General features: G+C 62.5%; 24 protein-coding genes. 13 read left to right on the forward strand and 11 right to left on the reverse strand.

The window, feature by feature from the left end; genetic code table 11:
- Positions 1 to 38 precede the first annotated feature (38 nt).
- The 3 genes from LPA36_RS23355 to LPA36_RS23365 form a co-directional block, all read right to left on the reverse strand.
- Positions 39 to 806, reverse strand: coding sequence for an SDR family oxidoreductase (locus LPA36_RS23355; RefSeq protein WP_228882094.1), 768 nt, complete (start codon positions 804 to 806; stop codon positions 39 to 41).
- Positions 807 to 885: 79 nt separating this feature from the next.
- The gene (locus tag LPA36_RS23360; RefSeq protein ID WP_228882095.1) at positions 886 to 1,923 is read right to left on the reverse strand and encodes an L-idonate 5-dehydrogenase; all 1,038 of its coding nucleotides are present in this window, start codon (positions 1,921 to 1,923) and stop codon (positions 886 to 888) included.
- Between the two features lie 3 nt (positions 1,924 to 1,926).
- Positions 1,927 to 4,764, reverse strand: coding sequence for an ATP-binding protein (locus LPA36_RS23365; protein WP_228882096.1), 2,838 nt, complete (start codon positions 4,762 to 4,764; stop codon positions 1,927 to 1,929).
- 502 nt (positions 4,765 to 5,266) lie between these two features.
- Between LPA36_RS23365 and LPA36_RS23370 the strand changes: the two genes are divergently transcribed.
- Both LPA36_RS23370 and LPA36_RS23375 read left to right on the forward strand, forming a co-directional pair.
- Positions 5,267 to 6,190, forward strand: coding sequence for a LysR family transcriptional regulator (locus LPA36_RS23370; RefSeq protein WP_228882097.1), 924 nt, complete (start codon positions 5,267 to 5,269; stop codon positions 6,188 to 6,190).
- 211 nt (positions 6,191 to 6,401) lie between these two features.
- Positions 6,402 to 7,460 carry an aldo/keto reductase gene (locus tag LPA36_RS23375; protein ID WP_228882099.1) on the forward strand — a complete coding sequence of 353 codons (1,059 nt, stop codon included), beginning with the start codon at positions 6,402 to 6,404 and terminating at the stop codon, positions 7,458 to 7,460.
- Between the two features lie 31 nt (positions 7,461 to 7,491).
- On the opposite strand, the gene LPA36_RS23380 is transcribed toward LPA36_RS23375, so the two are convergent.
- The 3 genes from LPA36_RS23380 to LPA36_RS23390 form a co-directional block, all read right to left on the reverse strand.
- Positions 7,492 to 8,811 carry a cation:proton antiporter gene (locus tag LPA36_RS23380; RefSeq protein WP_228882100.1) on the reverse strand — a complete coding sequence of 440 codons (1,320 nt, stop codon included), beginning with the start codon at positions 8,809 to 8,811 and terminating at the stop codon, positions 7,492 to 7,494.
- 90 nt (positions 8,812 to 8,901) lie between these two features.
- The gene (locus LPA36_RS23385) at positions 8,902 to 9,312 is read right to left on the reverse strand and encodes a DUF3175 domain-containing protein (RefSeq protein ID WP_228882102.1); all 411 of its coding nucleotides are present in this window, start codon (positions 9,310 to 9,312) and stop codon (positions 8,902 to 8,904) included.
- A 127-nt stretch (positions 9,313 to 9,439) separates the two neighbouring features.
- Positions 9,440 to 9,970, reverse strand: a complete 531-nt coding sequence (locus LPA36_RS23390) for a PRC-barrel domain-containing protein (protein WP_228882104.1) — start codon at positions 9,968 to 9,970, stop codon at positions 9,440 to 9,442.
- Between the two features lie 354 nt (positions 9,971 to 10,324).
- Between LPA36_RS23390 and LPA36_RS23395 the strand changes: the two genes are divergently transcribed.
- The 4 genes from LPA36_RS23395 (at position 10,325) to LPA36_RS23410 (ending at position 12,418) form a co-directional block, all read left to right on the forward strand.
- Positions 10,325 to 10,876: a type 1 glutamine amidotransferase domain-containing protein gene (locus LPA36_RS23395; protein WP_228882106.1), complete on the forward strand. Its 552-nt coding sequence runs from the start codon at positions 10,325 to 10,327 to the stop codon at positions 10,874 to 10,876.
- A gap of 27 nt (positions 10,877 to 10,903) precedes the next feature.
- Complete coding sequence (locus LPA36_RS23400; RefSeq protein ID WP_228882108.1) at positions 10,904 to 11,440, forward strand: DUF4142 domain-containing protein; 537 nt, start codon at positions 10,904 to 10,906, stop codon at positions 11,438 to 11,440.
- On the forward strand, positions 11,437 to 11,781 hold the full coding sequence (locus LPA36_RS23405; protein WP_228882109.1) for a DUF1488 family protein: 345 nt from the start codon (positions 11,437 to 11,439) through the stop codon (positions 11,779 to 11,781). Before LPA36_RS23400 ends, LPA36_RS23405 begins: the two co-directional genes overlap by 4 nt.
- 61 nt (positions 11,782 to 11,842) lie before the next feature.
- Positions 11,843 to 12,418, forward strand: a complete 576-nt coding sequence (locus tag LPA36_RS23410; protein WP_228882111.1) for a hypothetical protein — start codon at positions 11,843 to 11,845, stop codon at positions 12,416 to 12,418.
- A 99-nt stretch (positions 12,419 to 12,517) separates the two neighbouring features.
- Here the strand turns inward: LPA36_RS23410 and LPA36_RS23415 are convergent, their stop codons facing one another.
- Positions 12,518 to 12,754, reverse strand: coding sequence for a hypothetical protein (locus tag LPA36_RS23415; protein WP_228882113.1), 237 nt, complete (start codon positions 12,752 to 12,754; stop codon positions 12,518 to 12,520).
- A 336-nt stretch (positions 12,755 to 13,090) separates the two neighbouring features.
- Here LPA36_RS23415 and LPA36_RS23420 point away from each other — a divergent pair, with 336 nt between their 5' ends.
- The gene (locus LPA36_RS23420; RefSeq protein ID WP_228882115.1) at positions 13,091 to 13,543 is read left to right on the forward strand and encodes a PA2169 family four-helix-bundle protein; all 453 of its coding nucleotides are present in this window, start codon (positions 13,091 to 13,093) and stop codon (positions 13,541 to 13,543) included.
- A 194-nt stretch (positions 13,544 to 13,737) separates the two neighbouring features.
- On the opposite strand, the gene LPA36_RS23425 is transcribed toward LPA36_RS23420, so the two are convergent.
- Positions 13,738 to 14,076 (reverse strand): BON domain-containing protein, encoded by a 339-nt coding sequence (locus LPA36_RS23425; RefSeq protein ID WP_228882117.1) that lies wholly within the window; start codon positions 14,074 to 14,076, stop codon positions 13,738 to 13,740.
- Positions 14,077 to 14,577: 501 nt separating this feature from the next.
- Between LPA36_RS23425 and LPA36_RS23430 the strand changes: the two genes are divergently transcribed.
- From LPA36_RS23430 to cuyB, 3 genes are read left to right on the forward strand one after another with little or no spacing between them, the layout of a single operon-like run.
- Positions 14,578 to 16,077, forward strand: a complete 1,500-nt coding sequence (locus LPA36_RS23430) for an RNA polymerase factor sigma-54 (protein WP_228882119.1) — start codon at positions 14,578 to 14,580, stop codon at positions 16,075 to 16,077.
- Positions 16,078 to 16,097: 20 nt separating this feature from the next.
- Positions 16,098 to 16,319: a hypothetical protein gene (locus tag LPA36_RS23435; RefSeq protein WP_228882121.1), complete on the forward strand. Its 222-nt coding sequence runs from the start codon at positions 16,098 to 16,100 to the stop codon at positions 16,317 to 16,319.
- Between the two features lie 19 nt (positions 16,320 to 16,338).
- Positions 16,339 to 17,061, forward strand: a complete 723-nt coding sequence (gene cuyB / locus LPA36_RS23440) for a cysteate racemase (protein WP_228882123.1) — start codon at positions 16,339 to 16,341, stop codon at positions 17,059 to 17,061.
- A 52-nt stretch (positions 17,062 to 17,113) separates the two neighbouring features.
- Here cuyB and LPA36_RS23445 read toward each other — a convergent pair whose 3' ends face one another.
- The 3 genes from LPA36_RS23445 to LPA36_RS23455 form a co-directional block, all read right to left on the reverse strand.
- Positions 17,114 to 17,491 carry a DUF2917 domain-containing protein gene (locus LPA36_RS23445; RefSeq protein ID WP_228882126.1) on the reverse strand — a complete coding sequence of 126 codons (378 nt, stop codon included), beginning with the start codon at positions 17,489 to 17,491 and terminating at the stop codon, positions 17,114 to 17,116.
- A gap of 284 nt (positions 17,492 to 17,775) precedes the next feature.
- Positions 17,776 to 18,450: an HAD family hydrolase gene (locus tag LPA36_RS23450; protein ID WP_228882129.1), complete on the reverse strand. Its 675-nt coding sequence runs from the start codon at positions 18,448 to 18,450 to the stop codon at positions 17,776 to 17,778.
- A gap of 285 nt (positions 18,451 to 18,735) precedes the next feature.
- Positions 18,736 to 18,951 carry a hypothetical protein gene (locus LPA36_RS23455; RefSeq protein ID WP_228882131.1) on the reverse strand — a complete coding sequence of 72 codons (216 nt, stop codon included), beginning with the start codon at positions 18,949 to 18,951 and terminating at the stop codon, positions 18,736 to 18,738.
- A gap of 75 nt (positions 18,952 to 19,026) precedes the next feature.
- On the opposite strand from LPA36_RS23455, the gene LPA36_RS23460 reads away from it, so the two are divergent.
- The 3 genes from LPA36_RS23460 to LPA36_RS23470 all read left to right on the forward strand — a co-directional run bounded on the left by LPA36_RS23460 (position 19,027) and on the right by LPA36_RS23470 (position 21,401).
- The gene (locus LPA36_RS23460) at positions 19,027 to 19,764 is read left to right on the forward strand and encodes a hypothetical protein (RefSeq protein ID WP_228882134.1); all 738 of its coding nucleotides are present in this window, start codon (positions 19,027 to 19,029) and stop codon (positions 19,762 to 19,764) included.
- A gap of 363 nt (positions 19,765 to 20,127) precedes the next feature.
- Positions 20,128 to 21,036, forward strand: a complete 909-nt coding sequence (locus tag LPA36_RS23465; protein WP_228882136.1) for an STAS domain-containing protein — start codon at positions 20,128 to 20,130, stop codon at positions 21,034 to 21,036.
- Between the two features lie 5 nt (positions 21,037 to 21,041).
- Positions 21,042 to 21,401 (forward strand): STAS domain-containing protein, encoded by a 360-nt coding sequence (locus LPA36_RS23470; protein ID WP_228882137.1) that lies wholly within the window; start codon positions 21,042 to 21,044, stop codon positions 21,399 to 21,401.
- Positions 21,402 to 21,422: the final 21 nt, after the last annotated feature.

Raw genomic sequence — 21,422 nt, forward strand, 5'->3', positions numbered from 1 at the left:
ACAGGGTGCGGGTGCGGGTCGCGGCCGGCAGCGACGGGTTACAGCACGGCGAGCCAGCCGCCGTCGACGTGGATGATCTGCCCGTTCACGTAGCTCGACGCAGCCGACGAAAGATACACCGCCGTGCCGACGAGTTCGTCCGGTTTGCCCCAGCGGCCCGAAGGGTTGCTGCTTTTGACCCATGCGTCGAATTCCGCGTTTTCGACCAGCGGCGCATTCATGTCGGTGAGGATGTAGCCCGGACCGATCGCGTTCGCCTGAATGTCGAACGCGGCCCATTCGGCGCTCATCGCACGCGTGAGCATCCTGATACCGCCTTTCGCGGCGGTATAGGCGCCGACCGTGGCGCGCGCGCCTTCGCTCGTCAGGGAGCCGATGTTGATGATCTTGCCGCCGCTACGCCGCGCGATCATGCGCTGCGCCGCCTCTTTCGCGACGATGAACGCGCTTGTGAGATTCGTGTCGATCACGCGCTGCCAGTCAGACAGTTCAAGTTCGACGAGCGGCTTGCGAAACTGGATGCCTGCGTTGTTGATCAGGATATCGACGTGAACGTTGTCGCGATCCCATTGCGCGAACGCTTCGCCTACCGCGCGTTCGTCGGTCACATCGAAGGCGCGACCGCGTACGCGCAGGCCGTTTGCCGCGAGCTTCGCGACGGCGGCATTCACCGTATCCTCGCGTGTCCCGTTCAGGATGACTTCGGCGCCGGCTGTCGCGAGCCCTTCGGCAAGCGCAAAACCAATGCCACGGACCGAGCCTGTCACAAGCGCCGTGCGTCCGGTCAGATCAAATAAACGCGACATGGAGTCAAATCCAGAGAAAAGTTGTGTTGAGCATGAGGCATGACTGCCAGGCGTTTCTGCCAGGTGTGACTGCGGGGCCTTACTGAAAATCCAGAATGACCTTGACGGCTTTTTCCGGATCGCTTGCAATGTTGAACGCGAGCGTTGCATCGCGCCAGGAGAACGCGTCGGAGATTAGCGGCTTGACGTCGACGAGACCCTTGCTCAGCAATTCGACCGCCATCGCGAATTCTTCGTGAAAGCGGAACGCGCCGCGCAATTCCAGCTCTTTCGCGACGATGACGTTCATGGGCAGCGAGACGTCGCCCCCAAGGCCGACCTGCACGACTACGCAGCGTGGACGCAGCGCATCGATCACGCCGCGCAGCGCCGCCGCGCTGCCGCTCGCCTCGAACAGTACGTCGAACGTGCCTTTTTCCGCGCCAAAACGCGTCATTGCACCGGGCAGGCTGGCGAGACTGATCACTTCATCGGCGCCGAGACGCCGCGCTGCCTCGAGTCGCAGCGCACTGGCGTCGACCGCGACGATATGGGCCGCGCCCGCGCGCCGCGCGGCCGCCACGATCAGCGCGCCGATCGGGCCGCACCCGGTCACGAGCACCTGCTTGCCAAGTAACGGCCCCGCACGCCGCACGGCGTGCAGCGCAACCGAAAACGGCTCGGCGAGGGCGATCTCGCCCGAACTCAACGAACCTGAAACGACATGCGCCTGGGCACAATCGATCACGATCTCCTGGCGAAACGCGCCCTGCACATGCGGCGTGCGCATCGCGCTACCGTAAAAGCGCATGTCGAGACAGTGATTCTGCAAACCCTGCTGGCAATAACGGCAGCGGCTGCACGGCCGGCTTGGGCTGATCGCGACCCGCGTGCCCACCGGTATGTCGTTTTCCGCGCCCGCGCCGACGCCGGTCACGATGCCGCACACTTCATGGCCGAGCACCATCGGCTCGCTGATGCGTACCGTGCCGAATCCGCCGTGATTGAAGTAATGCAGATCCGATCCGCAGATTCCACCGGCCAGCACGCGGACCGTCAACTGGTCGGCCTCCCGCGAGGGCGTTTCGACTTCTTCGATCCGGAGGTCTTTGGGGGCATGAATGACGAGCGCTTGCATGGCTTATGCCTGTTTGTTGAACAGTTGCGGAAGGTGTCCGGTGTGCTGCGACGCAGATGCAATGTGGCCAGGTGCCGGATCGATTGCGCGTGCGGGCATGCCGGAGGAGGCGGGCAGCGCGGCTTCCCGCGGGAGCACGAAAGCGTGCGCCATGCCGGCCAGCGCAAGACTGTGGCGGGCACCCGCCTCGAGCCACCCGGCACCCTGCTCCACCGCGAGCGAAAGCGATGCGTTAAAGCACGCCCCGGCTTCGCTTCGAGCGCCCGCATCCTGCAGTATTTCGCCTTGAATCCGCTTCAGTTCCGCGTAGTACCAGACGTCGTGGAGCTTCTCCGATCGTACCAAAGCGGCCGCGATGGCGTCGAGCGCTTCGCGCGTATGGCCGAAATGGTTCAGGAGCAGCGCGACCTGTCCTTCGAACACGCTCGCATGACGCACGAAACCGAGTCCGATCATCTCGCGCACGGCGGTACGAAACGGTGCGATGCAGCGTATCGAATCGGCGTTGAGTGCGGCGAACCATGCTTCATGGCAGCGCCCGCACGCATGCCAGACGGAGAACTGCAGCCGCGATGTGATCTGCAAAAGCAGTTTCAGGTTGCGATGCGCTTCGTCGGTGTGACCGGAGAACATGTTCAGCGGCAAGACGGCTTCCACCAGCACGTGGCATGTCAGCAATTCGTCGTTTGCCGCGAGCGCGGAATCGAGCGCGTGTTTCGCCATCTCGCGTGCCTGAACCGCGTGACCCTGCATCCAGAGCACGCGTGCAAGCGTCGCCTGCGCCGCGACGCCGAAGTCGTTACGCCCGCCAGGCTGTTCCCAGCGATGCACTCTGGCGTCATACGAGGCGAGCATCTTCTCGAGCGCCTTGCGGGCCTGCGCCTGCGCGCCCGAATAGTGAAGCGCAACACCGAGCGTGCGTTGTGCGAGCAGGCGCTGGGTGAGTTGCAGGTCGCGTTCCGCGATCGCGACGAAGCGGCGCGCGAAGTACAGCGCGTGTTTGACTTCACCGGCTAGTTGCGCGGAATTCCACAGGCCGCACAGCGCGCGCGCTTCGAAGTTGCGATCGCCGCGGCGGATCGCGATCGTGAGGACGTCGAGCCACGCGGCACGCGTTTCGCCAAGCGGGCCCGATATGTATGCACGGCTTGCGGCGAAGGCCGTGCCTAGCCGCATGCGCGGTTCGGCATGCGATTCGAGCGTTCTGCTCGACAGCGAGAGAAAACGTCGTGCGCGTTCCTCGCATTCACGCACGAGCAACAGGTCATAAAACGACGGCACGACGCTCGCTGCGAGCGCGATGCCGGTGGCGAGCCGGCCACGGCCAGCAGCAGTCCAGTCGAGCGCGGAACGTACGTTGCCGATCTCGCACTCAAGTTCCTGCAGCCATTCACTGGACGTTTTCGCAAGCGATGCGAGATCGCGTTCGAAGTAGTCGAGGAACACCTGCGCATGACGGTCGAGTATCGCTACGGTTTCGTCCCACTCGGCGAGCTTTTTGAGCGCGTACGCACGTGTCGTCGCGAGCAGGAAGAAGCGCGGATTCGATACGTCGGCCGTTTTCGACAGCAGCGACTTCGAGACGAGCCCACTGATCGCTTCGGCGAGTTGATGCCGCTCGTAGCGGCCGTCGGCGACCACGGCGAGCCCTGCAGCGAGCGAAAAGCTGCCGGAAAACGCGCCGAGACGACGCAACACGATCTTTTCGATTTCGGTGAGAAGCTGGTAGCTCCAGTCGAGCGTCGCCTCGAGTGTCTGGTGGCGCAGCGGCGTGCCGCGACGAACGCCCGTCAGCATGTCGAGGCGGTCGGTCAGTTCACGGTCGACAACCTGTAGACCGAGCGAGGCGATACGCGCGGCGACCATTTCGAGCGCGAGCGGAATGCCGTCGAGCCGGCGGCACAGGTCCGCGATCAACGCGATGCTCACGTCGTCGAGCGGATTGCGCGAGCCGAGCGACTCCACCCGCGCGAGGATCAGTTGCACGGCAGGGCTTTCGAGAATCGTGTCGTTGCCGTCGGCAGGTTTGGGCACCGCGAGCGAAGGCACGTAATACACCCGCTCGTTGGCGATATCGAGCGGCGCGCGGCTCGTCGCGATGATGCGCATTTGCGGACACAGGTCGACGAGCTGGTGACACAGGTGCGCGGCCTCTTCGATGACGTGCTCGCAGTTGTCGAGCACAATGATGATGCGCTGCTCGGCAAGCGTTGCGCCAAGGCGCACGAACGGACAGTCGCCCGCGAAGCGCTGGACGCCGAGCGCCGAAGCGACGGCATCCAGCACCGCGCTCGCATCCGTGATCGACGCGAGCGAAATGAAGCGCGCGGCGACGCTGGACTCTTCTGCGAGCGCGCGCGCGACTTCGACGCCAAGGCGTGTCTTGCCGACGCCGCCCGGGCCCACGAGCGTGACGAGCGGCGAATGCAGGAACATGCCGAGCACCTCGTTGACGGCGGCGGCGCGACCGTAAATGGGCGTATCCGGGCCGCTCCAGGGCGACTCGACGGGCGAAGCGCTGGGTCGCGCGGGGCTGGCCGGCGTGCTGGCCGCTTCGCCACAGTGCAGGAGACGGTAGCCGCGGCCGGGCACCGTGGCGATGAGCTTGCCGTCCGCGCCCATTGCCTTGCGCAGCGCGCAGACATGGACGCGGATATTGGAGTCGTCGACGACCGTCCTGGGCCATACGACGCGCAGGATCTCGGCCGTCGGAACGACGTTGCCGCGCGATGAAACCAGCAGTTCGAGGATGTCGAAAGCGCGGCTCCCCAGCAGCACGGGGACGCCGTTCACCCGGATTTCCCTGCTTGCGAGGACGACTTCGACGTTGCCAACCATCATGGTGTTCTCCGTGCCTCCAGAAACGGGAGGGCGACTGATCACAGTGTTATTCAGTCCCGTGACGCTCTTTTCCCCGTTGCTTATGGATCAGGACAGAGCCCGGGCGGGATTTCGTTTTACGCGTGTTATTCCGGTTGACACAAAAGATGCGCGTCACTTTTCGCCGCAACGCAAAAAACGACGTAATAGCGGGGTGCGAGAAGCATCGTCAGAGGGCGAGCCGACGGATAAAAAATGAAATGCAATGAAACGCCTGTGTCCGTTTTAATCATTCTGTCATGCAGATACGGGCCTTAAAACGGATGCGTGGCGCGAAACGGCTAGCTGAAACAGCACAGGAAATGCGTACGACCTGTAATTGGCATTCTGCCGTACAGCAGGGGGGTGGCGATTCGCACTGTATTAAGGACGTAAACGCGATGTGTCGCCAATAGTTTTTGATGATTTTATAATCAGGGCTCGTTATCACGTAGGTCAATTACCGGGATTTTTAAAAGAAAACGTGGAATTCAAACATCTTCGGGCATTTTCAGCACTTGCTGAAGAGCTGCATTTTGGCCGCGCGGCGGCCCGGCTGCATATCGTGCAGCCCGCCCTGAGCGCCCAGATTCGCGCGCTCGAGGAGCATCTCGGCGCCCAGCTTTTTGAGCGCGACCGCCACAAGGTCTCACTGACCGACGCAGGCGAGCTGTTCCTGCCCGAAGCGCTGGCGACGCTTCATCAGGCCGCGCACGCCGAGCAGATCGTGAGGCAGTCGAGCGCGGGCGAGATCGGCGTGTTGCGGGTTGCGTTCGTTTCGTCTGTGCTGCCCGAACTGCTGCCCACGATCCTGCGCACGATGAGCGCGCGCTTTCCACGTATCGAGTTCGAACTGAAGGACATGTCGTCGCCGGATCAGATGAATGCGCTCATTTCGCATTCGATCGATTTCGGCCTCATCCGTGTGCCCATTCCGTATCCAGGCGTGCATGCGCGGCTGCTTTTCGAGGAGTCGCTGGTGGTTGCGCTGCCTGCGGGGCATGCGCTCCGCACGCGGGCCAGTGTGCTCGCCGACCATCTGGTCGGCGAACCGGTGTTCGTGCTCGCGCGCAAGTTCGCGCCGGGGCTTTACGACCAGGTGCTCGCGTCGATCCACCGGAAGAAAGTGTCGCTGGAAATCGCACGCGAAATGGGCGAGTTCACTACCATGCTTTCGCTGGTTGCGGCGGGGCAGGGTATCGGCATCCTGCCGGAAAAAGCGGCCTATGCGTTGCCGCCCGGCGTCGTCACGCGGCCATTACGCGTGCAGACGGCGGGCGCGGGCATTGGCGTCGCGTGGACGAGGCTCGAAAGCGCGAAGAAACGTGCGTTCGCCGCGATCCTAGATGAGCTCTATCCGTCGCTTGCTGCGCCGGCTCGCAGGAGTCCAGCAGTGGTCGCCGCGTAATGCGGCACCGCAGGCGCGCGGTACCGGACGCGCCGACTCAGGCAGCCCGTTTCTGCGTCAGGGTCGGGTCATACGCAATGACGGCGCGCGGCGACCGGGTGCCGCGCATTTCCTGACCATCGGCTTTCAGCGCCCGCGGCGTCATGAAGACTTTCGACGCGTGCAGTATCCTCGTACGGTTGATTTCGTCACTCACTCATGGAGCGTTGAGATGCGATATAACCAGATGGGCCGTACCGGCGTGTTCGTTTCCGAGTTGTGCCTCGGCACGATGACGTTTGGCGGCGGCGGGGGCATATGGAAGCAGATTGGCGACCTGCAGCAGGGCGATGCCGAGCGTCTCGTCGGCCGCGCGCTCGATGCCGGCATCAACTTCATCGATACCGCCGACGTCTATTCGGAAGGCGTCTCCGAGCAGATCACCGGGCAGGCGCTGAAGAACCTCAAGGTCCCGCGCGACAGCGTCGTGGTCGCGACAAAGGTGTTCGGGCAAACCGGTGAGTTTCCGAATGCGCGGGGCGCGTCGCGCTATCACATCATCGACGGCGTGAAGGCGAGCCTGAAGCGTCTGCAACTCGATCACGTCGACCTCTATCAGATCCATGGTTTCGATCCGGCTACACCCATCGAGGAAACCGTGCGCGCGCTCGATACGCTCGTGCAGCATGGGCACGTGCGTTACGTCGGCGTATCGAACTGGGCGGCATGGCAGATCGTGAAGGCGCTTGGGATTTCCGAACGACTCGGGCTCGCGCGCTTCGAAACGCTGCAGGCGTATTACACACTGGCCGGCCGCGATCTCGAACGCGAACTGGTTCCGATGCTGCAAAGCGAAGGGCTGGGGCTCATGGTGTGGAGTCCGCTCGCCGGTGGCCTGCTGAGCGGCAAGTACGGACGCGACAAAGCGGGCGAAGCAGGCAGCCGGCGTACGACGTTCGATTTTCCGCCGGTCAATCGCGATCGCGCGTTCGACTGCATCGACGTGATGCACGGCATCGCGCAAGCGCAGGGTGTTTCGGTTGCGCAGATCGCGCTCGCGTGGCTGCTGCATCAGCGTGCGGTCACAACGGTGATTGTCGGCGCGAAAAAGGTCGAGCAGCTCGACGACAACATCGCGGCGACGCAGGTCACGCTATCCGCGGATGAACTGTCGAAGCTCGGCGAAGTGAGCGCGTTGCCGTCGGAATACCCGGGCTGGATGCTCGCGCGTCAAGGCGAGCAGCGTCGGGAGCAGTTGACGCAGTCGGGCACAGCGGTGCGGGCGAAGTAAAAAGCCGTGTGCGTTGCCGCACCGCCTGTGGCTACCCGTTGGGTCGCCGCAGCCGGCGATACCAGTCCATCAACGGCGTGGCCGACATGCCATGCACGACGACCGATGCCGTCACGACAGCCAGCGCGAACGGTATGAGCGGCTCCACATCGTTCGCGCGGCCTTCTTCCAGCGCCAGCGTCAGGTAATAGAACGAGCCGATGCCGCGAATGCCGAACCAGCTCATCAGCCTTCGCTGCGGATGGGATGCCGTGGAGCCGAGCAGCGAGACCTCGACCGCCAGCGGCCGCACGACGATGAAAAGCGCCGCGATCAGCGCCGCGCTCTGCCACGTAAAGAGCGGCCCGTGCAGCGTGGCGAGGATGTTGCCGATGATCAGCATCATCGCGAGTTCGGCGATACGTTCCAGCTCGATTGTGAAGCCGAGCACGGATTCCGCCATGAATGCATGGGCTTTCTGCGGATCGGACGCTGTTGCGGTGACGTCGTCCGCCACGACGGTGCCGATGGTTTCGCGCGCCGACTGTTCGCCGCTCGCGCGATGCTCGACGCGGCGCATCGCGACCCCCGCTGCAAATACCGCGAGAAAACCGAACGTCTGTGCAAGCTGTGCGATGCCGTACGACAGTTCGATCAGCCCGAGCGCGAAAAACGCTTCGAGGCCGAGCGCCTGCGCATGGCGCGTCCTGAGCCAGGCGACGCCGTGAGTCGTCGCCCAGCCCAGCGCGCCGCCAATCGCGATGGCGCCAAAGATGCCCCACAACGTGATGCCGACGAACGTCCGCGTGAAGACGTCGGCGAAATTCGCGCTGTGATCGGCGCATAACGCAAGGCCCAGCAGCGCGAATGGCAGCGCGATGCCATCGTTGAGGCCGCCTTCGCCCGAAAGCGAAAAGCGCATGAGATCGACATCGGCCGAATCCTGGACCTGTACTTCGTGGGCGAGAACCGGATCGGTCGGCGCGAGTATCGCGGCGAGCAGCAACGCCGGTCCCCAGGCGAGTTGCAGCGCGTAGACGCCAAAGACGGTCAGGAGCGGTACGGTCACCAGCATTGCGACAAAGCCGAGCCGCAACGGTATCGCCCACAGTGCGTCGGAAAGCGGAACGCGCAGACGCAGGCCGATCGCGAACAATGAAACCAGCAACGCGACTTCCGTGATGATCCGCAGCACGCCGGCATTGGCGATCACGTTCAGATGCAGCAGGCCGATTCCGTGCGGTCCGAGCCCGAAACCGATCGCGAGATAGAACATCGCGGCGCTGCACGGCAGCCGCTTGAACGTGGTCGCAGCGAGGCCCATGAAGGCGAACACACCGCCGACGACGAGAAACCAGATCGTTTCGTGCATGAGGTATCCGGTGAGGCAGCCTGATGACGCTGCCGTGCGGTTTCGCCTGCTGCTGGCCTGCCCGTAGATGCTTTTCGCGCGCGACGCAAATCAGGGCGCGCGGCCGAATGCCTCGCGTAGTTTGCGCTTTGCCGTTTGCAGCGTCGCGCGACGCGATTTCGGCAGATTACGCCCCGCGCGATTGATATAGAAGTTAAGCATCGACATGGCCGACTGGAACGGCGTGCCTTTGCGGCGTTTGCTGCGCGTCGACGAGCGCTTTAGCGAATCGGCAATCGCCTGCGCGCTACCGGTCCTGAAGATATCGTGTTCGATATCCATTGCGTCGCTCGTTTCCATGACGTGATGCGACCAGCGCTTGCCGGTTTTTCCATCGCCTCCGGATCTGCCGGACGCGCCCTGCTTTGCGCGATGCGCGGCATGCGCCTGCGCGTGGCGTTGCCTCGGCGGTCTGCCCGAGCGGCCGCGCTTCGCCGGATGTCCCTTCTTTCTCGTGGCCATGGGATCCCTCGTATGCACGCAATGTGACGGCTTTGCTCGCGCGACGCGGGCGATACATCCGTACGTCATGGATGCCTGCGTCGCGCATGAAGCCTTGTTCTTCAAACAGCCGGAACATGGCTGACGCCTAGAGCTTCACGCCGCCTGCCTCCGGTGCGCCTGACGACGCGGGTGAAATATCGCCGACGCCGACATCGTCGCGCAGACCGAGATCGCCGCCGACGCCACGTTCGTCACCCCAGTACGGCGCGCGGCCGTAGTACTGGTGAACGCTCGTGGCCCACGTGCGGTCGGCCATCGCGGGCCAGTGGTCCTTGTCGAAGCCGGGCGCGTTCCTGATCTCATCGGACGTAAGGCCCACCACGAAGCATTTGCGGTCCGTATCGAGCGTCAGCGCGTTCCATGGAATCGCCAGCAGCTTGTCGCCGATGCCAAGAAAGCCGCCGCTTGAGAGTACCGCGTAGGCAACGCGTCCGCCCTGAACGTCGAGCATGATGTCCTTGATCTTGCCGACGTCGTCTCCATCGGCACTGAGCACCGTGTTGCCGTCGAGCGTATCGGCGGCCATGACGTCCGGGCCCGGGCCGTCCGCGGTTTCGCGTCCACCGCCGACGATGCGTGCGCCGTCTCCGGTGCGGGGTTGATTGAGCGTATTCATGATGCGTCTCCCTGAAAAGCAAAGGCTGGGTCGCGAGGAAAAACCTCGATCGAACGGCGCGGTGGCCGCGTCGATCTTCAGCAATCGATGTACCTGTGGTGCGTCGTTCAGTGGGCATTTCCCGCATGCTTCTGAGAGGGATGAGCTTTTAATCGCGCCCCGAGGCATCGCAACAATTGCATTGCCAAGCGCACAACTTGCAAGTGCTGCACGGGGTGCATTGCCGCAAGGCGTCTCCACAGGCTTGACTTGCCGGGCACACCTTTTGCGACGCTCCTTGCTGAGCCCCGCGTGACCTGATCACGGCGGAAATGCGGCGCGCGGCGCTGCTGCAGCGATACAGGGAGAGAACTCATGGCGAACACGCTTCAGGGATGCAAGGTCGCGGTACTCGCGGTCGATGGCTTCGAGCAGGCAGAACTTGTCGAGCCGAAACGCGCGTTGACCGATGCGGGCGCAACCGTGCACGTCATTTCAACGAAGAGCGGCACGATTCAGGGCTTCAGGCACGTCGACAAGGGCGATACCGTGAACGTGGACGCGACCTTTGACAAGGCAAAACCCGATGACTACGACGCAGTGGTATTACCCGGCGGCGTCGTCAACGGCGATGCGATCCGGTTGTTGCCGCAGGCGCAGGCGTTCCTGAAGGCCGTCGATTCCGCCCGAAAGCCGATCGCGGTGATCTGCCACGGCACGTGGTTGCCGGTATCGGCGGGCATCCTGAAGGGGCGTACGGTCACGAGCTGGCCGAGCCTGCAGGACGATATCCGCAATGCGGGAGGCACGTGGGTCGATCAGGAAGTGGTACAGGACGGCAACCTCATTTCGAGCCGCAAGCCGGACGATCTGCCGGCTTTCAACAAGACGCTGATTGCGCAGTTGAGCCGGCGCAAGGCAGCGTGAGGCAGGGACCGGAACAGGAGAAACCGCATGACATTCCAGCATTCAACGCGCGCAGTCATCGTGGCGGCCGCTCTTGCGATTGCGGCGCCCGGCGTCGCCTGTGCGCAGATGGCCCCTGAGACGAGACTCTCGACGGCCGATCAGCAGTTCATGCAGGACGCCGCGCAGGCAGGCGCGACGGAAATCGCGGCGAGCAAACTGGCGCTGAAGAACTCCAACGACGCGCAAGTGAGGAAATTCGCGTCGCAGATGATCGCCGATCACACGAAACTCGCGCGGAACCTCGATGTCATCGCTGAGAAGAAAGGCCTGAAATCGCCGCCTTCCGCGGATTCAGCAGTCACAGGAAAGTTGCAGGGGCTCAAGGGCGCCGATTTCGACAAGGCCTATATCGCCGACGTGGCGGTGGGCGGTCATCAGAAGGCGGTCGAACTGTTCCAGAAGGAAAGCGAAAGCGGCGGCGATGCGCAACTGAAGGCGGCGGCTACGAAGGCATTGCCGGTGATCCAGCACCATCTCGCGATGGCGCAGCAACTGGCTGACGCGAAGAAGAGCACATCATGAGTGCGATTCTGTCGAGAGCCGCCTGGGAGGATGCGAACATGACCATCACTTTTCCCGATGAGGCGCCGGTATTCGACGGCGCGAACCTCACGGTGCGCTTCACCGCGGCCGTCGACGGGCAACCCGTTATCTGCATCATCACGGCGGAAGCACTTGAAGACCATTTTGGCGCAGACTCGCCTCTGGAAGACACGCTTTTGAAGGCATTCCAGCACGGACGTGCCCGGATCCGTTCCGTGTGCGCCGAGGCGCTCGATCAGAACGACGGCGAAAGCGTCGTGCTGCACAGCGGGCTCTTCCGGGTCGAAGGAATGGAGCCGGATCGCGGATTAAAGGCATAACATTGTAGTAAGCCGGCGACGGCAACTGCGCACACCATCTGAAAGGATGAAAGGAGGCGTCATGTCACTGATAGTCGCAGGACGTTTTACGACTTTTCCGGCCGCCGAGGCTGCCGCGCACCGTCTCTTCGCGAACGGCTTCGTCGAAGAAGACGTCACGCTGTTTTTCGTGAATCCGCGCGGGCAGCACGCGCGCTATCCCCTCGGCGGCGATGAGGATGTCGATCCCGGCGCGCGCGATACACCGAAGGGCGCTGGCAAGGGCGTGACGATAGGGGCGGTAGCCGGTGCGATTGTCGGCGCCGGGCTCTTCGCGGTGTTTCATGCGCCGCTGCTTGTTTCCGCGATCGCGGCGGGGGTGGGCGCGTATATCGGTTCACTCGTCGGGGCGATGTCGCATACGCATGAAGCCAGCCGGCATGGCCACTGGTCGCATCACGAAGAGCGCGATTCCGGCGTATTGCTGGCGGTCCATGTTTCGCCGGATACGCAAATGGAGGCCGCGCGCGTATTGCGCGAATGTGGCGGCAGCACGATAGAGCGCGCAACGGGTCGCTGGCAGCAGGGCCGTTGGGCCGACTTCGATCCGACCCGGCCGCCGACACCCATCAGCGAGTTGAACGAAGGTCGCGCATAAGGGCGAAGCGGATCGCTGGATGCTTCAATGGTTAGACAGACGGCCCGGTTCTCCGGGCCGTTTGCGTTGACGACGAATCTCCTTCGGGTATCGCGCCGTCTAAACCCAAAGCGCCGACGCGCGATGCGATTGCGGAACGGTCCCTTCCACGCGATGCTCGTGCTGCTTCAGGCCGCATCCTGCCGGCGCGACGCCTTGTTGCTGGATCGTCGCGCACCGCGTTGCCTGCGTTGTGGATTGCGGCGTGGTATCGAGGGTATTCAGCCGAAGTTCCATCACAGCCGCTGAACTCACCAGTGCGACCAGCACCAGACACCCAGTCCGTCTGATTTTCATGTTTTTCTCCCTGACCTGTCGATCCTGTCTGCCCTTGTCTTGACTGGCTGATGTTCCGTCGTCAACACAGCACGCAACACCGCACCCGCTTCATTCAGCAAACACCGTGCCATTCGACCCAGGCGCATGAAAATCGCAGAAAAATGCGCTGGTTATGCGGGTTTTATCGTCGCGACGATTTATGGCGGCCGCTCGATCGTCAGCGCGTTGAGGCAACTTTTACGTAGCCGCAGGGCGTTCTGCACGCGTCGTGACGCGGGCACGCCACGTGCGTCTTCCTGACTGACCGCGGAGAGATCGCGGCAACCGTTTTCAACCGGACTTAAGGAGCGTTACATGGCTACGAACGTTGTTTCCGAACTGAATGATCTGGTCGAGACTTCGAAGGATGGCGAGAAGGGCTTTCGCAAGGCAGCAGAAGACGCTCACGATTCGCAGCTGAAATCGCTTTTCGTCAGTCGCGCCGATGATTGCGCACGCGGCGCACGCGAACTTCAGGACACGGTTCAGCAGCTCGGCGGCAAGCCGGATACCGGCGGCTCGATGACGGGCGCGCTGCATCGCGGCTGGGTCGATCTGAAGTCGGCGGTGAGCAATCGTAGCGACCATGAAATCCTCGCCGAATGCGAAAAGGGCGAGGACGTCGCGAAGAAGCGTTACCACGACGCACTTGAAAAAGACCTGCCGGCCGATGTCCGCGCGATCGTGGAACGTCAGTATCAGGGCGTATTGCAAAACCACGATCGCATTCGCGACCTGCGCGACCAGTATGCGGCGCGTGCGCGCTAGCCGGGGCGTCACTCTGTAATAACGGGGGGAAAGAGAGTCGGGCGGCGGGATCATTCCTGCCGCCCGATTCCGTTTGCGGCACGCGTGGCGTTAAAACAGCCCGCGCTGCAAAAACAAAAAGCCGTTCGCATTGCACGAACGGCTTTCATCGGTCAGGCCTCGACACCGGCCGGGGCCTGACGCAGATGCAGCGTTTATTCTGCAGCAACCTTCAGGTGGTTCTTGATGCCCTTCACGCCATTGACCTGATTCACGACATCTTCAGCAGCAGTCTTGTCTGCCGCCGACGGCACGGTCCCCGTCAGCCAGACGACGCTCTTTTCCGTCTTCACGTGGATATGGGTCGACTTGACGTTCTTGTTAGCAAGCAGATCGGCCTTGACCTTGGTGGTGATGGTCGTGTCATCGACGTGAGCTCCCATCGATTCCGACACGCCAGCCGGTGCCGATGCGGTCGACTGTGCGTTCGCGTTAAGGGCAAATGCGATACATGCAACGCTGCCTGCGGCTTTGAGGAACTGGATCGTTTTCATGGACTTCTCCTTTCGGGTTGTTGAAGAGTGCTGCGGTCTTGTTGCCTGTGCGGTCGATCGCGGCAGTCGCCGTTGATGACACGCTTGGGGGAGGGTGGCCGCATGACGGTTCCGTCAGCCCCGTGGTCGACATCGAATGCACTGTGTCTGCATTCGTCCACATCCGGGAAGCGCAAGCCGCGTGCCACGCCGGCGCCGTGACGCGGTCCGTCATGCTCACGGCCCGGCTAGCAGGGCCGGGCAGATGAAGTAGATCGCACAGGAGGCGTTTTGAAACGGAGTCGTCCGCAGGCCCGGTTTTTTCCGGGCGCTTGTAAAAATGTCGCGCGGGGGCGCCCCGCCACGCTTGGGAAACACCGGATATAAGTATCAAATTGCTGTAAAAACAGCGCCTTGCGAAACCTGGTATGGCGATTGCTCTATTCAGACAAACGACAGTTGCCCGAAAGCAATGTGCTTCGGGTTGTCTGAACCAGAGTCTTTAACAGGGATCGCACTACCATGCCGCCTTCAATCGAGCTACGCACACGACAATCGCTTGCACTGACCCCGCGTCTGCAGCAATCGGTGCGCCTGTTGCAGCTGTCTTCGCTCGAGTTCCAGCAGGAGTTGCGCACGGCACTCGATACGAATCCGTTCCTTGAATACGACGCGTCGCAAACCGAGGACGCCGCGCTTTCAGCGGAAAACACGGGCGAAGCCACCGAAGCGATCAATGCGCCGATGTCCGCGGGCGCGGAAGTGGTTGCCGAAGCACCTGTATCGCGGGACAGCGTCGACGCCTCGTCACAGGACGAACCGGCAGGCGACTACGGCAACGACTACGCGAGCGACTACGGCGGGGATTCATTCGATCGCGGATCGTCGCGTCACAACGGAGATAGCGAAGGCAGTGATCCCGCGGAGTGGGCGCGCTCGCAGCCTTCGTTGCACGAACAGCTGCACGACGCACTGCGCCTGTATCCGCTGAACGCGCGCGATCGCGAAGTCGCGCGTCTGATCATCGAATCGCTCGACGATGACGGCTATCTGCGTCAGGATCTCGCCGATCTCGCGGACGTATTCGATGTCGAACCGGCACTGAGCGGACACGAACTGCTCGTCGCGCTGCGACTCGTGCAGTCGCTCGACCGGCCGGGCCTCGGCGCGCGCTCGCTGTCCGAATGTCTGAAGCTGCAGCTCGACTGCATGGATAGCGATACGCCGGGCCGCGATGTTGCGATCCAGGTGGTCGAGCATCATCTCGAGCGCCTCGCGCGACGTGAGCAGGCGGAACTGCAAAAGCAGATCGGATGCAGTGCGGACGAACTGCGGATTGCATGCGCGCTTGTGCGCAAGCTCAATCCGAAACCGGGTCACTACTACGGTAGCGCGGAAGACAATTACGTCGTGCCCGATGTGATTGTGCGTCAGGTTCGCAACAAGTGGGTCGTGACGATCAATCCTGCCGTGATGCCGCGCGCGCGGATTCATCGCAAGTATGCGGAGCTCTTTGCGCAATCGGCTGGCGCGAGCCGCTCGCCGCTTGCGCAGCAGCTGCAGGAGGCGCGCTGGCTGATCCGCAACGCGCAGCAGCGTTTCGACACGATCCAGCGTGTGGCCGAATGTATCGTGGCCCATCAACGCGCGTTCTTCCAGTACGGCGAGATTGCGTTGAAGCCGCTTGTGCTGCGCGACGTGGCGGACGAACTCGGCCTGCACGAATCGACGATCTCCCGCGCGACGGGCAACAAGTACATGGCCACGCCGCGCGGCATTTTCGAGTTCAAGCACTTCTTCCCGCGCGAACTCGGCACAGAAAGCGGGGGGACCTGTTCGGCGGCGGCGGTGCGCGCGCTGCTCAAGGAAATGATCGCCGCGGAAAATACCCGGGATCCGCTTTCGGACGTCACGCTCGCAAGAATGCTGGCCGACCAGGGCGTGCTCGTCGCGCGCCGCACCGTGGCGAAATACCGGCATCTGATGAAGGTGCCGCCCGCAGAACTGCGTCGCCAGATTTAAGCGGCCCTCGCGGCTTGCCCATGAAAAAGGTCTCCTCGCGAGACCTTTTTCATGGGCAGGGCGGCCCGTCGGACGGTGGATACGTGCGGGCCGCGACCGGCGTCTCATGGTTTAACCTGGCCTCGCGCTTTCTGTGCGCCACCGACTGTATTAAACCGACCATTCTGCGTTATGCTGCGCACGCCTGCCGCACTGTGCAGGCGATGCCGCGGCTCATCCAGTATGTGGGCCGCGTCCGTTGAAGTCACTGGAGCCTCAGGGATGGCACTCATCGGAGTTCTCGGCGGGATGGGCCCGCTTGCGACTGTCGATTTCATGGAAAAGGTCGTGCGTCTCACGCGCGCCGACTGCGATCAGGCGCATCTGCCGATGCTGGTCGCCAACCTGCCTTACATCCCCGACCGTTCGCTCGCGATTCTCGATGGCGGCGAAGATCCGCTGCCCGCGATGCTCTCGGGCATCGATCTGCTCAACCGCAATGAAGTCGGCGTGATCGCGATTCCGTGCAATTCCGCCCATCACTGGTATGCGCAACTGCAGGCGCGTAGCGCCGCCCCGATCCTGCATATCGGCGAAGCCTGCGTCAACGCGATTCCCGACCTCCGGCAGCGCGTCGCCATACTGGGCACAAGCGGCATGATCGCCTCCGGCTTCTATCAGGAAGCGCTCGCCTCGCGCGGAATCATGCCGGTCGTCCCGGACGAAATCACGCAGGCGCGACTTGACGCGAGCGTCAGGGCAGCAAAGGCGAATGACGTGGACGAATCCACAGTCCAGCTTTCGGCCGCACTTGCGATCCTGATTGCACAGGGCGTGCGTGCAGCCGTGATGGCCTGCACCGAAATTCCGCTCGCCGCACGCAATCTCTCCGCGCCGCCGGTCACACTGATCGACAGCACGCTCGAACTCGCGCGCGCCACCGTTGCGTTTGCCGTTGCACGCGGCTGGAATGCGCCCCAGCAGGTTGCGCTGGATCGCATTTGAGCGGCATGCAGTAAGCGTCGCCTGCGCATGAGGCCCGTTTCGACGTGCTTCGTCACCACACCGCGAATACCGGTTGTCGCGCCCACTTCCAGCGGACGCGCCTCGGTCGCGCGAGCTGCATTGTCAACGTCACGTCGGCGTCCGGCTGGGCGCCGGTCGTTGCGTGTGCATCGATATCGCCCGTCACCCAGATGCGCTCGCCTCGCAGCAGACGTAATGTCTCGCCCGGTTTGAGCCAGTAGTCCCATTTGTCGCCGGCACGTGTCACCCACAGTCGTGCGCCTGCCGACGACACGACTGTGTCATGGCGAATCTTCAACGCCACCGTCTCGCCCGCCGCGACTGCAAACTGAATCACATAGCGGCGTTGCTCCTGCGAATCCTCTGCGTCACGCGGTAAAGCGCGGGGTTGCTGACTGCTCCTGTCCATTATCGTCTCCGTCTGAATGCCGGCACAACGGGGACGTATATAAAGAAAAAGGCCCCGTCGTTTCCGGCGGGGCCTTGGGGAATCTGCGTGTATCGATGAATCTAGCGCACGCGTCCTGACCAAAACCCGCCGATGATGGCGTGAATTGGGTGATTAATCGCGTTCGCGATAGACAGGAGCTTGAGCATGTCGCTGAGTGTCTTAGGACGCGGATATCTTGTCAAGAAATTATTGTGACGACACGACGCATGCGTTGGATGCCCTTCATTGACCCTCATGGCCGTTCAAGGCCGTGCCGCAACTTCATCCAGATGCAGCAGCAGGTCGTGCGGATCCTCATAGACACGCAGCGCGCCCGAACGCTCCAGTTCGTCGAGCCCGTAGCCGCCCGACAGAAGGCCCACGCCAAGCGCGCGGCAGCGACGCGCGGCGAGCATGTCCCAGATGCTGTCGCCGACCACGACGGACTGTTCAACCGGCACGCCAAGGCGCGCGGCCGCAGCAATGAAAAGATCAGGGTCGGGCTTCGCATACTTCACGTCGTCGCGCGTGACGACCACTTCCTTTGACGGATCGACGCCCAGCGCTTCGAGATTGACCGCCGCAGTTTCCATGCGGCCGCTCGTGGCGATGGCCCAGCGTGTGCCGGTCTGCGTCAGTGTTGCAAGCAGTTCGCGCGCGCCTGGCAGCGGACAGACCTGCGCGCGCAGCCGCTTGTAGGCTTCCGCATGCGTACGGCGCAGGCGGTCGACGCGTTCCTGGCTGATATCGCCACCCGTTTCACGCAGCAACTGGTTCGTGAAGAGGCCACCGCTCATGCCGATCTTTCGATGAATGCGCCACACCGACAGTTCGATGCCTTCCGCGTCGAGTGCTTCTTTCCATGCAAGGACATGTTGATACACGCTGTCGACGAGTGTGCCGTCGAGGTCGAACAGGAAGGCCGTTTCCATTCGCATGGGGCGTCTCCGGGGCAGGTGGGAAATACATCGAACGATGTGCACACGCAGCACGTCGCTTGAAGCGCGATCCAGTATCGAACGGATTGTGCGGCACGGCAAGGTGTCAATGGCCCTGAAACGTGCCCGTGGAAGTTTTGCCCCGGGCGCGTAAAACCGACGCGCCGGGGCCAGAAAAATACCTGCCGTTGCGCTGTTTTTCCCTCTGTGTAAATCCCGGAACCCCTTATGCATCAGCGTACCCTGCAGAAGGGCACACTTTTTGCTGACTGTTTGCTACGGGCTTCATCCACAAAGCTGGAGAAGCAACTTCAAAACAGTAATAAGGGAGGAGAGATCATGCCTTACATCCTTGGCTGGTTCCTCGGTGTACCGCTCATCGTTCTGGTTTTGCTCTACCTGGTTTTCCATTAAGCACTTTTCGTTGTTTTCCTTGATCGCACTTAAGGCAATGACGGCCCTGGCAGCAGGTTCAGGATTTTCAGCCAGCTGCAGGCTCACCCTGATGCAATCGCGGGCGGTCCACCTTTAACTGAGGCGTGCCGCTCGCCTTCATCTACAAGTAGTGAGGCAACCATGACTACTCTTGTGACGCATGACAGGCTTCCGCGCATCTCATGGGGCGCTGTCTTCGCGGGCGTGATCCTTTCGCTGGTCGTTCTTCTCGTGTTGGGAATCCTGGGCGCGGCGATCGGTGCATCGGCACTTGCCCCGCTGCAGTATCAGGACCCGGCCAGGGGATTCGCTTTCGGCACGGGCATCTGGGCCGTTTTCATGACCGTCGCAGCGGTGCTGACCGGCGCCTATTTCGCGGGACGCTGCGCGCCTGCGCTCGGCTGGCTGCACGGCATTCTTGCGTGGGCAGTCGTGGTGCTGCTTACCGGCTACTTCGCGACCGCGCTGGTCGGCAACACGGTCAACTTCATCGGCAACGTGGCAGCGACGACGGCTGAGGCCACCTCGGATAACGGGCAAATCGGCAAGACCGCAAACTCGCTGATCAATTCCGCGAAGCAGACGTTGCAGCAGCACGGCATCAACGTGCCAGGTGAAAACGCGCAAGCGGCTGCGCCCTCGGATACGCAGATGCGCGAGTCCGCCGACTCGGCATCCAGGCAGGTCGCCCGTACGACATGGTGGGCATTCGCGCTGCTTGTGCTCGGCGCGATCATCGCGACCGCTGCGGCGCAACTCGGTTTCCGTCATCAACCGGTAGTCGAAACGGGCGAGCGCGAGCATGCCGATTCAGTGCCGGTGACAACGACGACCTACACCGAACGCACGACGACGACCGGCGTGCGCCGACCTGTCTGATGGAGGGCGAAACAGGGAAGAACCGGAGAATGACCTGACGGTGAAAGGGTTGCGGCCCCGGGGCATGCCCGGGCACATCGCAGTGCATTGACGTGGTGTGCCATGGAAGCTCCGCTTGCGGCAAACGTGCCGCGCTTGACGATACCGTCACGCGCGGCAGTTTTGCGCGTACGCGTCGCGCAGCGTATCGGTACGAAACGTGGACACGTACCCATCAAAAGGCTTCACGCAAGGGCGCTGGTGCATTTCCAACGCAGTACCGCTGTGCTATTGTCGGCGGCAGTGAAGCACGACATTCAGGCTGGACCTGCAGCGGGCGAAGATGCTCATGCATGGACCATACAAGGAATAAAGGATTGCCTCATGAACACCATCGGCGGCGCGCGACTGGCTGGTATTTTTTCCGACAATCAGGCCAGGTTGCTGTCGGAGTGGATGAGTCAACACTATGCGTCGGTAGCGCGCCGTGGGCTCGTGGACGAAGCGCAGTTGCGCAACCAGTTTTCCCAGTTCGTTGCGCTTGTTGCTCCGGCTTTTGCCGCGTCGACATCCACTGACATCCAGCAGCCCGCGTGGGCCGAAGTACGAAGTTTCCTCGCCGACTTTTCCGCCCAGCGTGCACGTCAGGGCTTCACGCCCGCGGAGACCGCGCGCTTCGTTTTCTCGCTGAAACAGCCGCTTTTCTCGGTGCTGCGCGAGAATCTCGTGAGCGAGTCCGCTGCGCTCGCCGATCTCACGTGGCAGATCAGCGCCCTCTTCGATGAACTCGGCCTCTATACGACCGAGGTGTTCCAGGCGAGCCGCGAGCAGGTCATCGCGCGGCAGCAGCAGGAGCTGCTCGAACTCTCTACGCCCGTCGTGCAACTGTGGGAAGGCATCGTCGCGCTGCCGCTCATCGGCACGCTCGACTCGGCACGAACGCAGGTCGTGATGGAGAGCCTGCTGCAGAAAATCGTGGAGACGGGCGCGGCGATCGCGATCATCGATATTACCGGTGTGCCTACCGTCGATACCCTGGTTGCACAGCATCTGCTACGCACCGTTGCCGCTGCGCGGCTGATGGGCGCTGACTGCATCATCAGCGGCATTCGTCCGCAGATTGCTCAGACCATCGTGCATCTCGGCGTGAACCTCTCCAATGTGATCACCAAGGCCACGCTCGCCGACGCGTTCGTGATCGCGCTGAAACGTTCGGGCAAGTCGGTCACGACGCCCATGGACCTTGCCGCCGAACCGTCGAACGGGACGGCCGGCATGCCGTCCTTCCGGTAGCCGCGATGGAACGCATTCCGATCCTGCGCATGGGTAGCAACCTGATCGTGACGATTCAGGTGGACATGCATGACCGCCTCGCGATGACGTTGCAGGACGATCTGACCAACCGCATCGTCAAGGATCGCGCAAAGGGCGTGCTGATCGATATCTCCGGACTCGACGTGGTCGACTCGTTCATCGGCCGGATGATCAGCAACACCGCGGCGATGGCGAGCGTGCTCGACGCGCGCACGGTTGTGGTTGGCATGCAGCCGGCCGTCGCCATTACGCTGGTCGAACTCGGGCTCACGCTGACTGGCGTGCGTACGGCGTTGAACGTGGAAAAAGGCATGGCGCTTCTCGCAGACGGGGAGTGGTCATGACGATCGGGAGCGATATGCGCC

Origin of the sequence: Paraburkholderia saeva, assembly GCF_907164555.1 — a bacterium.
In the GTDB taxonomy this organism is placed as follows: domain Bacteria; phylum Pseudomonadota; class Gammaproteobacteria; order Burkholderiales; family Burkholderiaceae; genus Paraburkholderia; species Paraburkholderia saeva.

Bases quoted from the DNA above. Each gene is read 5' to 3' on its own strand.
- LPA36_RS23445 (WP_228882126.1), bottom strand. From the start codon at position 17,491: ATGGACAGGAGCAGTCAGCAACCCCGCGCTTTACCGCGTGACGCAGAG.
- LPA36_RS23395 (WP_228882106.1), top strand. From the start codon at position 10,325: ATGGCGAACACGCTTCAGGGATGCAAGGTCGCGGTACTCGCGGTCGAT.
- LPA36_RS23380 (WP_228882100.1), bottom strand. From the start codon at position 8,811: ATGCACGAAACGATCTGGTTTCTCGTCGTCGGCGGTGTGTTCGCCTTC.
- cuyB (WP_228882123.1), top strand. From the start codon at position 16,339: ATGGCACTCATCGGAGTTCTCGGCGGGATGGGCCCGCTTGCGACTGTC.
- LPA36_RS23470 (WP_228882137.1), top strand. From the start codon at position 21,042: ATGGAACGCATTCCGATCCTGCGCATGGGTAGCAACCTGATCGTGACG.
- LPA36_RS23360 (WP_228882095.1), bottom strand. From the start codon at position 1,923: ATGCAAGCGCTCGTCATTCATGCCCCCAAAGACCTCCGGATCGAAGAA.
- LPA36_RS23430 (WP_228882119.1), top strand. From the start codon at position 14,578: ATGCCGCCTTCAATCGAGCTACGCACACGACAATCGCTTGCACTGACC.
- LPA36_RS23390 (WP_228882104.1), bottom strand. From the start codon at position 9,970: ATGAATACGCTCAATCAACCCCGCACCGGAGACGGCGCACGCATCGTC.
- LPA36_RS23365 (WP_228882096.1), bottom strand. From the start codon at position 4,764: ATGATGGTTGGCAACGTCGAAGTCGTCCTCGCAAGCAGGGAAATCCGG.
- LPA36_RS23410 (WP_228882111.1), top strand. From the start codon at position 11,843: ATGTCACTGATAGTCGCAGGACGTTTTACGACTTTTCCGGCCGCCGAG.
- LPA36_RS23405 (WP_228882109.1), top strand. From the start codon at position 11,437: ATGAGTGCGATTCTGTCGAGAGCCGCCTGGGAGGATGCGAACATGACC.
- LPA36_RS23420 (WP_228882115.1), top strand. From the start codon at position 13,091: ATGGCTACGAACGTTGTTTCCGAACTGAATGATCTGGTCGAGACTTCG.
- LPA36_RS23415 (WP_228882113.1), bottom strand. From the start codon at position 12,754: ATGAAAATCAGACGGACTGGGTGTCTGGTGCTGGTCGCACTGGTGAGT.
- LPA36_RS23435 (WP_228882121.1), top strand. From the start codon at position 16,098: ATGAAAAAGGTCTCCTCGCGAGACCTTTTTCATGGGCAGGGCGGCCCG.
- LPA36_RS23425 (WP_228882117.1), bottom strand. From the start codon at position 14,076: ATGAAAACGATCCAGTTCCTCAAAGCCGCAGGCAGCGTTGCATGTATC.
- LPA36_RS23450 (WP_228882129.1), bottom strand. From the start codon at position 18,450: ATGCGAATGGAAACGGCCTTCCTGTTCGACCTCGACGGCACACTCGTC.
- LPA36_RS23375 (WP_228882099.1), top strand. From the start codon at position 6,402: ATGCGATATAACCAGATGGGCCGTACCGGCGTGTTCGTTTCCGAGTTG.
- LPA36_RS23400 (WP_228882108.1), top strand. From the start codon at position 10,904: ATGACATTCCAGCATTCAACGCGCGCAGTCATCGTGGCGGCCGCTCTT.
- LPA36_RS23465 (WP_228882136.1), top strand. From the start codon at position 20,128: ATGAACACCATCGGCGGCGCGCGACTGGCTGGTATTTTTTCCGACAAT.
- LPA36_RS23385 (WP_228882102.1), bottom strand. From the start codon at position 9,312: ATGGCCACGAGAAAGAAGGGACATCCGGCGAAGCGCGGCCGCTCGGGC.
- LPA36_RS23460 (WP_228882134.1), top strand. From the start codon at position 19,027: ATGACTACTCTTGTGACGCATGACAGGCTTCCGCGCATCTCATGGGGC.
- LPA36_RS23355 (WP_228882094.1), bottom strand. From the start codon at position 806: ATGTCGCGTTTATTTGATCTGACCGGACGCACGGCGCTTGTGACAGGC.